This window comes from Hymenobacter persicinus (assembly GCF_004167665.1).
GTDB lineage: Bacteria > Bacteroidota > Bacteroidia > Cytophagales > Hymenobacteraceae > Hymenobacter > Hymenobacter persicinus.
Map to the genome: position 1 here is coordinate 102,756 of NZ_SEWE01000011.1, position 9,206 is coordinate 111,961.

Sequence of the window (9,206 nt, forward strand, 5' to 3'; positions counted from 1 at the left end):
CGGTATAGAAGTTGGCTTTTCCCACGAACCGCCGTTGGCGCCGTTTGGTGGCCCGGCGGAGCGGAAAAGCGGTAACTGCACCCGTACTGACCTTTAGATTTCGATGGCATATTCTTTTCGCGTTCCGGGAGCCGGCCTGCTGGTGGCGGCCCTGCTGGCGGCGGCCCCGCTGGCCAGCCGCGCTCAGGGCACGGTAACCCTGATGGGTAAAGTCAGCGGCCGCACCGCCGACTCCGTGGCCGTGTCGATCCGGGAAAATCTGCTCGACCCCAAGGAGCAGACCACCTACGCGGCCGTCAACGACCGGGGTGAGTTTAAGCTGGCGGTGCAGGTCAACGGCCCGACCCGCGCCGACTTGGTCTACGACGACGACGTGGCCGACCTGTTTCTGGAGCCCGGCATGGCCCTGGAGGTGAAGTTTAAAGGCAGCGACCTGGCCTCGACCGTGCGCTACAAGGGCAAGGGGGCCGAGCCCAACACCTTCCTAGCTGAGATGGACGAGCGGTTCACCGAAATCGACGGCTTTCAGGTGCTGCCCGAGAACATCATGTTCTACGAGGCCGGCTTCCTGCACTTCCTCGACTACCGCCGCAAGGAGCAGCGCAAGTTTTACGAGGGCACCATCGACACGGAGCACTATTCCCAGGCCTTCCGCGACTACATGACGGCCGAAATCGACTACAGCTACGCCAACGACCGGCTCACCTACCAGGATCTGCGCGAGCAGGTGGTGGCCACCGAGGGCCGGCTGAAGATGACGCCGACCTACTACGACTTCCTCAACGACAAGAGCCTGATCAACAACCCGGCGGCCATGCGCAGTGAGCTCTACCAGGAGTTCTTGCTCAACTACGTGCACTACCTGGCTACCTCCAGCGGGCACCAGCGCACCGAGCCGAGCTTCTACCAGGTCTGCTACGACATGGCCAAGAACCAGCTCAGCGGCCCCACCCGCCCCATCGTGATGGGCCGGGTGTTGCAGGAGTCGTTCCGGTTTGGCCACGTGAAGCAGTCGGCCGCCATGCTGGCCGACTTCCGCGCCGCCGACCCCAAGAACGAGTACTACCCCCTGCTGCAGCAGGACTTCCAGATTCACAAGGCCTTCGCCATCGGCGCCCCGGCTCCGAACTTCCACCTGCTGACGGCCACCGGCGACTCGGTGTCGCTGCAAAGCTTCCGCGGTAAGCTGGTTTATATCAACTTCTGGCGCACCACCAGCGGCCTGGCCCTGCGCGACCTGCCCTACGCCGCCGACCTGATCAAGCGCTTCGACGGCAAAAACATCGTCTTCCTCAACATTGCCCTCGACGAGAATGAGCCGGCCTGGAAGCAGCTGGTACTCGGCAAGAAGCTGCCCGGCGTGCACGTGCGGGCCGCGGGCGGTATGCGCTCCGCCATTGCCAAGGCTTACGCCATCCAGGACGTGCCCGCCTACTTCCTGCTGGCTGAAGACGGCACCTTCCTCAACACCAAGCCCAAGCGCCTGAGCAGCCGCGCCGCCATCGACGAAATCAAGCAGTCGTTTGGTAAGGCCAGCACCTACAGCAGCACCCTGCCCGCGGGCGAAGGCAAGTAGCCGCACCTGCCGCCGCAGTTTTGAAGCGCCCGTCAGCTTTCCGCTGGCGGGCGCTTTTACATTGTAAGCCCCTGACCAGCAGCGCCCGGCCGGGCTTGCCCAAACTCTTTAGCCGCCGGCCGGGTTACGGAGCGCACTTCCGCCCCGTTTGCCGACCTTTGTTTCGCATGGCTTCCCTTTTTACCGACGGTCTGAATTTCGTTTCCAAGCTCACCCCCCGCCGCGCCCTGAATGCGGCACAGGTGGTGGGCAGCTACGCCCTGAGCAAGCTGACGGGCCAGGCCCGGCACTGGGGGCTGCCGCTGGCCCTGAGCTTCGAGCCGACGACGAGCTGCAACCTACGCTGCCCGGAGTGTCCCAGCGGCCTGCGCTCCTTCACCCGCCCCACCGGCATGCTCCCCGACGAGCTCTTCAAGCGCACCATCGACGAGGTACACAAGCGGCTCTGGTACCTGATTTTTTACTTCCAGGGGGAGCCGTACCTGCACCCCAACTTCCTGGATTTGGTGAAGTACGCCGCCGACAAGGGCATCTACACCGCCACCAGTACCAACGCCCATTACCTCAACGACAAGAATGCCCGCCGCACGGTGGAGTCGGGGCTCGACCGGCTGATTATCTCCCTCGACGGCACCACCCAGGAAGTGTACCAGCAGTACCGGGTGGGCGGCAAGCTCGACAAGGTGCTGGAGGGTACCAAGAACGTGGTGAAGTGGCGTAAGGAGCTTAAGTCGAGCACCCCGCGCATCATCTTCCAGTTCTTGGTGGTGCGGCCCAACGAGCACCAGATTGAGGAAGCCAAAACCCTGGCCAAGGAGCTGGGCGTGGACGACGTGTGGTTTAAGACGGCCCAGATCTACGACTATCAGCAGGGCTCCCCGCTCATCCCGACCATCGACTACTACTCGCGCTACGAAAACAACAACGGCACCTGGAGCATCAAGAACAAGCTGGTGAACCACTGCTGGAAGATGTGGCACAGCTGCGTCATCACCTGGGACGGGCTGGTAGTGCCCTGCTGCTTCGATAAAGACGCCGAGTACCGGCAGGGCGACCTGAAAGCCCAGACTTTCCGCCAGCTCTGGCACGGCCCCAAGTACCGTTCCTTCCGCGCCTACCTGCTCAAGGGCCGCGACCAAATCGATATGTGCCGCAACTGCACCGAGGGCACCAAGGTATGGGGGTAGTGGTAAGATAGTGAAGTGGTGAAATAGTGAGTTTGATGTTCAACATGCGCTAATAGCGCAGAACCGCGCCGCTAGAACGACAACTCTCAAATTCACCACTTCCCTATCTCACTTACTCCGCCCAGGGGTACATGTCGGGAGGCACGTTTTGTTGGGCAACGGTGGGTAGCGGGTGCAGGGCCTGAGTGTGGTCGAGAAACACAAAGGCGTCGTAGCGCTCCGGCAGCACGGAGGGCACGTAGTTGCCGAACTGCTCAAACTCGGGCCGGTACACCACCCCGATGGCGCGGTGGGCCAGGGGCTGCTTCAGCGCCGGCTGGTCGCGCAGCTCGGCCGAGAGCAGCAGCGCATTCTGGTCGGGGAGCTGCTGGTGGAGCCGGTCTTCCCAGGAGCCCGGCAGGGCGGGCGGCACGGGCATGGTTTCCAGCGGAGCGCCCCACTTCCGGCCCGCCACCACCGTGCCCTCGTAGGAGCCGAAGCCCACGGCAAACACCTGGCTGCGCCCGTACATCTGCCGCACGAGCTGGCCGAGGTTCACCGTATCGTTGCGGTACATGTCGGTGTAGCGGGCGTCGCCAATGTGGGTGTTGTGCTCCCAGACCAGGGCTTTGCTGTCGGGGCCGTGCAGGTCGAGCAGGCGGGTGAGGGTTTCGGTCATGTGACCGTCGCGCACGTTCCAGGAGGCCGGCCCGCCCTGGAGCATGGCCCGGTAATACCGCTCGGCATTCACGGCCACCAGCGCGTTCTGCTCGGCCGCAAACGCCGTTTCGTGCTCCAGCCCCGGACCCGCCGCGGCCCTGGGCCGCTGCCGACGCAGGGCCTGGAGCATGGCCGTCACCTCGTCCTGGCAGCTTTTCGAGACGAAGGCCACTGCCTCAGCGTATTCCTGGGGGTCGTTGCCGTAGGGCTCAAAGCAGCGCAGCGCCTGCTGGGCGGCCGTTTCGGCCCCGTCGCCCTGCTGCTGCACGTAGCGCATAATCTCCTGCAACGACTCCCAGAGGCTGTACACGTCGAGGCCGTAGAAGCCGACCCGCTCGGCCAGGGGCTGGTGGCGGTTGTGGGCGTGCAGCCAGTCGACCAGGGCCGCTACCTCCCAGTTGCCCCACATCCAGGTGGGCCAGCGGTCAAAGGTTTTCAGCAGCTGGGCGGCGCCTTGGTAAGGGCTGTCGGTGTTCTTCAGGGCGCAGTTCACCTCGAAGCAGTCGGGCCAGTCGCCTTCCACGGCCATAAAGCGGAAGCCCTTTTCCCGGATCAGGCGCCGGGAAATAGCGGCGCGCCAGGTGTAGTACTCCGACGTGCCGTGCGAGGCCTCGCCCAGCAGCACGATGCGGGCATCCCCGATGGCCGCCACCAGCGGATCGAGGTCGGCGGGGGTGCGGAGCGGATGGAAGGGCAGCGAATTCTCCACGGTTGAGGCGGACTAGGTGAAAACGCAAAAACGCGCCCCAGCCAAGCCGGAGCGCGTCGGTATTGTGCATGTAAAGAACCTGGGGCCTACTTGTGGGCCTTCTTGAGGTTCTTACCGAGGTCCTCTACTTTCTGCAGGAAGTTATCCGTTTCGGCATCGGCGTAGGTGCCGAAGGCGTTGGAGATGGTACCGCGCACGCCGTCGTTGCACTCAATAGCGTACAGAATCGACATGTCGTCGGGGTCACTTTCGCCCTCGAAGCGGTAGAAGTCGACGATGGTGACATCCTCGGCGCCGTAGCTCTTGGGCGACTCAGTACTGATGGTCTGGAGCCGGCCGTCGCAGACGTTGAAGTCCTGGGTGAAGCCGTCCTGGGTAAGCTTTTTTTCGACGTTAATAAGCGAGCGTTCCTCTTCTTTGTCTTGCATCGTGGTAGTGTTTCGGTTGGGAGAGAGCAAAGCGGAGGCGGCCAAAGACAAGCCCCCGCACCAGCCTATACGGAGCCGGTACGGGGGCAGGTTGTGCGAAGTTGATTCAGGCGAAATCTAGGGTGCAGCGGTCCGGGCAGCGGCCGTTTCGATGGTGCGCTGGAGGCGGTCCACATCGAGGGTGCCGCAGGCCCCGCCGCAGCCCTTGGCGCAGCCGCCAGCGGTCTTGACGAAGAAGGCGCGCCAGAAAATTCGGCCCACGTAAAACGTGGCGGCCACAAACAGCAGGGCGATGATGAGGTATTGCAGGATCATAACGAAGGCAAAACTACGGCCGGCCGGGAAAAGTTTACGCGCCGGCTCCGCAACGCGGCAGGAGCCGGCCGGGACTTACTGCTGCCAATATTGCCCGATCAGGCCCTGCATTTCGGCGTGCACGGAGCCGTTGGAAGCCACCACCTCCCGGCCGAAGATAGGGTCGCCGTCGTGCAGAAACTGGGTGACCCGGCCGCCGGCCTCGCGCACGAGCAGGATACCGGCCGCCACGTCGTAGGAGTTGATGTTGAACTCGAAGTAGCCGTCGAAGCGGCCGGCGGCGGTCCAGGCCAGGTCCACGGCGGCCGAGCCCACCCGGCGCACCCCGTTGGTGCCGCGCATAAACTCCTTCAGGATGGCCAGATAGGCGTCAACGCGGTGGAAGTTGCTGTAGGGAAAGCCCGTGGCCACCAACGACTGGCCCAGCGCGGGTGTGCCCGATACCCGGATGGGCTCCTCGTTGCAGAAGGCCCCGCCCCCGCGCACGGCCCGGAAGCACTCGTCGAGGTTGACCTCGTAGACCACGCCAATGACCAGTTCGGTGCCTTCGAGCAGGGCAATGCTGACCGAGTAGCAGGGCAGGCCGTGAATGAAGTTGGTGGTGCCGTCGAGCGGGTCGATAATCCAGGTCAGCTCGGTGCCGGCATTGGTGGCCTGGCTGTCGCCGCCGGTGGTACCCTCCTCGGTGATAAAGCCGGCCTGGGGCAGCAGCTCCCGCAGCCCGGCCACCACCATGCGCTCCGACTCCTGGTCGACGTAGGAAACCATGTCGTGCAGGCCCTTGTGCTGGACGTGGGCGCGGTCGAAGGTGGCGGCTTCCTGGCGGATAAACTGGCCGGCCCGGCGGGCTACGGCGGCCACTTGGTGGCTGAGCTGGGTGAAGTCGGTCATGTTGTTTTGGGGAAGGAACGTCATGCAGAGCGTCAGCGAAGCATCTCGCGTGGCGTCGTCAGATTAGTAATCCAACGGCAGCCCGCGAGATGCTTCGGCTGCGCCTCTGCATGACCAACGATTAGAGAATCTACTGGGCAAAGCGCCGGTTCAGGCCGCTCACCAGCACAAAAACCAGCAGCAATACGGCCAGCGCCTGGGCGCCGCGGCCGATAAGCTCCCCGTAGCGGACGTAGAAAGTGATATCCGTATTCAGGTGGACGGTGCTGCGGGCCGCGGCCGGCACCCACCAGCCGGTACGCTGGGTGATTTCGCCTTTCTGATTGATAAAGCCCGAAATACCCGTGTTGGCCGAGCGAGCCACGTCGCGGCGGGTTTCGATGGCCCGCAGCGTGGCGTACTGCAAGTGCTGGCGGTAGCCGGGTGAGTCGCTCCACCAGCCGTCGTTGGTGATGATGCCAATCAGGGTGGCCCCGCGCCGGACGTAATCGGCCACGAAGTCGCCGTACACCGATTCGTAGCAGATAACCGGGGCCAAGCGCAGCGTGGAGTCGGCGGAGGCGCCGCGAAACACGGTGCGCTCTTCTTGGCTGCCCAGGCCGCCGGCCGCCCCACCCAGGTCGATGACGAAGGCCGAGAGCCAGTGCGGCACGCCTTCCACGCCCGGCACCAGCCGCGACTTATGGTAGAATCCGATGGGCTCAGCGGGGCCAGGGAAGTGCACGGCCGTGTTGAAGAAGTCGTAGTAGCCGATATCGTCGCGGAAGCGGGCCGAGGCACTGGCGGCTTCCTTATTCGGGTAGGTGGTGAGGGTGGTGGCGCCGGTTACCAGCCTCAGGCCGGGGTGGCGGGTGAGGAAGTTGCGGATCTGGAGCGTCTTGGGGTTGGCGTCGAAGGTAGCCTCCCAGTTGTTTTCCTCCAGGGCCGTTTCGGGCCAGAGCACCATTTTGGTTTGAGGCGTCAGATTTTGCTCGGTCAGTTCAAACATCCGCTGCAGCTGAGCCTGGTAGGGAATGAACTTGTCGCCGCCCTCAAACTTTTCCTGGTAGGGGTCAAAGTTGGGTTGAATGGCCAGCACCTCGGCCGGCGGCCCCTTTTCCTGGTAGCGGCTGCCGATGAGCAGGGAAACGCCAATGGGCAGCACAACGGCGGCCAGCGCGGCGAGCCCCAAGGTAGGCTTTACGCCGGAGAACCGGCCCTGCGGCGCTGTAGTGCCGGCCGCCGGCCGGATTGCCAGAAACACGAGCAGGTTTACCACCCAAATCCAGAGTGAGCCGCCCAGAAAGCCGGTGTACTCGTACCACTGCACCAGGAAGTTGGCGCTGGCAAAGCCGTTGCCGAGCGTGAGCCAGGGCCAGGTGAAGTCCCAGTGCAGGTGCAGCTGCTCGAAGGCAATCCAGTAGACGGGCAGGGACAAATACCCCAGCCGCCGCCCCGCCAGCCGCTTGGTGTGGTAGAAGGCCATGACGGGCATGCACATGAACAGGGAGTTGAACACCACGGCCGTGATGCCGCCCCAGAGCGTGCTGTAGCTCACCCACCAGGTGGTAAAGGCGTTCCAGAGCACCAGCGTGAGGTAGGAGTAGCGAAACACTTTCCAGCCGCTGCTCCCGCGCCGGCTCAGCGCGTCTTCCAGGTACAGGTACGGCACCCAGGCCACGAGCAGCAGCAGCGCCAGCGGCGCCGGGTGCACCGGCCAGCCGGCCCAGAGCAGGCCAGCGCTGAGCAGGGCCAGCAGAGCCGGCCGCCACGGGGCCGCCATTTCCCCAGTCACCGCGGTCTGGTTTGATACAACAGGTTTAGTCAGCACGGCCTTCTTCTTTATATCCCTGAACGACAAGCACTATCTCGCCCTTGATGCTGGTGCGGCCCGCGAAGTCGGCGGCCAACTCGGCCAGCGTCCCGGTCACGGTTTCCTCAAACAGCTTGGTCAGCTCCCGGCTCACCGAGGCCAGCCGGGTGGGGCCAAAAGCCTCGGCCAGCTGCTCCAGGGTCTTAACGATGCGGTGGGGCGACTCGTAGAAAATCATGGTCCGGGTTTCGGGCTGCAACTCCCGGATGCGGGTCTGGCGGCCTTTCTTGACCGGCAAAAAGCCCTCGAAGGTGAACCGCTCAGCCCCGAAGCCCGACTTGAGCAGGGCCGGCACGAAGGCCGTGGCACCGGGCAGGCATTCCACTTTCAGCCCCCGGGCCAGACACTCGCGCACCAGCAGAAAGCCGGGGTCGGAGATGCCCGGCGTGCCGGCGTCGGATACCAGGGCCATCTTCTCGCCCTTCTCCAGCCGGTCGAGGACCCGCTGCACGGTCTGGTGCTCGTTGTGGAGGTGGTAGCTGAGCATGGGCTTTTTCAGGCCCAAGTGCTGCATCAGCCGGCCGCTGGTGCGGGTGTCCTCGGCCAGCACCACGTCAACTTCGCCCAAAATGCGGATGGCCCGCAGGGTGATATCCTCCAGATTGCCGATGGGCGTGGGCACGAGGTATAGGGCAGTAGAAACAGCGGGGGCGTCGGACATAAGACAAAGGTACGCGGCGGGAAGCGAGGAAGTAAGGCCGGGTCGGGGAGAGCCAGAGCGGAGCGAAGGGAAAAGCGGACAATTTCCGGGACGCCAACGGCAGCGAAGCGTTGGCCGGGTCACGGGGCAGCACGCGCCGTGGGGTTCGTCTCTGGAGCGGGTAAGACGGCGGCGGCTGGTACGTAATGGGAACCCGCGTAACCTTGGCGCAACCCACTGCTTCGCATACTCAAGTCGTGCACACTAATATTCCGCTTGACGTGGACGTTTTTGTGATAATTTTGCCATCTGCCGCCAATCATCGGATAAAAACAAGAAGATTTTGGCTTAGATTACACCGCCCGCTGAGTTCCCGGGCACCTTTTCTGGATTTTCTCTTTCTCTAACTACACCCTTATTCCTGCGGTCTATGGCACACCCATACCCTCTTCCTACCTCCCGTTGGCTAATGGGCCTGCTGCTGGTTTCGGCGTTACCCGCCGCCGCCCAGTTCCAGGTTTCCAGCGTCTCGCCGGCCCGCAATGCCCGCTCGGCGGCGCGCGCGACCAACGTGGGCATCACCTTCAACCAGGCGGTGAACCCGGCCACCGCCGGCAACGTGCGCGTGTACAGCGGGCAGCGGGGCGGTCAGCTCGTGCGCGGCGGCAACGCCACGGCCAGCGGTAGCACCCTCACCGTGGATCCGGCCGTGGACCTGCGGGCGGGCGAAACGGTATTCGTGACGGTGCCCGCCACGGTGCAGAGCAGCACCAGCGTGGCGGCGGCCAAGCAGGTGTACCAGTTTACGGCGGGCGTCGCGGGCGGCACCGGCGTGTACAGCGGGGCGGCCAGCGTGGCCGTAGGCACCGGCCCATTCAACATCAAGTCGGCCGACGTGGACGGCGACGG

The 9,206-nt window shown here is 64.0% G+C and carries 9 protein-coding genes; 3 read left to right on the forward strand and 6 right to left on the reverse strand.

All coding sequences use genetic code 11. The features are described from left to right. Window positions 1-103: 103 nt before the first annotated feature. Both EWM57_RS07580 and EWM57_RS07585 read left to right on the forward strand, forming a co-directional pair. Entirely contained in the window at window positions 104-1,576 is a 1,473-nt protein-coding gene (locus tag EWM57_RS07580) for a TlpA family protein disulfide reductase (protein ID WP_129920537.1), read from the forward strand. A 167-nt stretch (window positions 1,577-1,743) separates the two neighbouring features. Continuing rightward, entirely contained in the window at window positions 1,744-2,763 is a 1,020-nt protein-coding gene (locus tag EWM57_RS07585; RefSeq protein WP_129920538.1) for an SPASM domain-containing protein, read from the forward strand. 112 nt (window positions 2,764-2,875) lie between these two features. Here the strand turns inward: EWM57_RS07585 and EWM57_RS07590 are convergent, their stop codons facing one another. The 6 genes from EWM57_RS07590 to rsmI form a co-directional block, all read right to left on the reverse strand. Beyond that, window positions 2,876-4,171 carry an erythromycin esterase family protein gene (locus tag EWM57_RS07590; protein WP_129920539.1) on the reverse strand — a complete coding sequence of 432 codons (1,296 nt, stop codon included), beginning with the start codon at window positions 4,169-4,171 and terminating at the stop codon, window positions 2,876-2,878. A gap of 86 nt (window positions 4,172-4,257) precedes the next feature. Next, window positions 4,258-4,599 carry a hypothetical protein gene (locus EWM57_RS07595; RefSeq protein ID WP_129920540.1) on the reverse strand — a complete coding sequence of 114 codons (342 nt, stop codon included), beginning with the start codon at window positions 4,597-4,599 and terminating at the stop codon, window positions 4,258-4,260. Window positions 4,600-4,716: 117 nt separating this feature from the next. Then, a complete protein-coding gene (locus tag EWM57_RS07600) occupies window positions 4,717-4,914 on the reverse strand; it encodes a FeoB-associated Cys-rich membrane protein (RefSeq protein ID WP_207218278.1) in 198 nt (65 codons plus the stop codon). 75 nt (window positions 4,915-4,989) lie between these two features. Continuing rightward, window positions 4,990-5,829: an inositol monophosphatase family protein gene (locus EWM57_RS07605; protein ID WP_242510011.1), complete on the reverse strand. Its 840-nt coding sequence runs from the start codon at window positions 5,827-5,829 to the stop codon at window positions 4,990-4,992. Window positions 5,830-5,935: 106 nt separating this feature from the next. Beyond that, complete coding sequence (gene lnt, locus EWM57_RS07610; RefSeq protein ID WP_129920541.1) at window positions 5,936-7,567, reverse strand: apolipoprotein N-acyltransferase; 1,632 nt, start codon at window positions 7,565-7,567, stop codon at window positions 5,936-5,938. A 37-nt stretch (window positions 7,568-7,604) separates the two neighbouring features. After that, window positions 7,605-8,318, reverse strand: a complete 714-nt coding sequence (gene rsmI, locus EWM57_RS07615) for a 16S rRNA (cytidine(1402)-2'-O)-methyltransferase (protein ID WP_129920542.1) — start codon at window positions 8,316-8,318, stop codon at window positions 7,605-7,607. Window positions 8,319-8,727: 409 nt separating this feature from the next. Between rsmI and EWM57_RS07620 the strand changes: the two genes are divergently transcribed. Next, the coding region (locus tag EWM57_RS07620) for an Ig-like domain-containing protein (protein ID WP_165370448.1) at window positions 8,728-9,206 on the forward strand (479 nt) is incomplete at its 3' end.

Bases quoted from the DNA above. Each gene is read 5' to 3' on its own strand.
- EWM57_RS07580 (WP_129920537.1), top strand. From the start codon at position 104: ATGGCATATTCTTTTCGCGTTCCGGGAGCCGGCCTGCTGGTGGCGGCC.
- EWM57_RS07585 (WP_129920538.1), top strand. From the start codon at position 1,744: ATGGCTTCCCTTTTTACCGACGGTCTGAATTTCGTTTCCAAGCTCACC.
- EWM57_RS07595 (WP_129920540.1), bottom strand. From the start codon at position 4,599: ATGCAAGACAAAGAAGAGGAACGCTCGCTTATTAACGTCGAAAAAAAG.
- EWM57_RS07600 (WP_207218278.1), bottom strand. From the start codon at position 4,914: ATGATCCTGCAATACCTCATCATCGCCCTGCTGTTTGTGGCCGCCACG.
- EWM57_RS07605 (WP_242510011.1), bottom strand. From the start codon at position 5,829: ATGACGTTCCTTCCCCAAAACAACATGACCGACTTCACCCAGCTCAGC.
- lnt (WP_129920541.1), bottom strand. From the start codon at position 7,567: ATGGCGGCCCCGTGGCGGCCGGCTCTGCTGGCCCTGCTCAGCGCTGGC.
- rsmI (WP_129920542.1), bottom strand. From the start codon at position 8,318: ATGTCCGACGCCCCCGCTGTTTCTACTGCCCTATACCTCGTGCCCACG.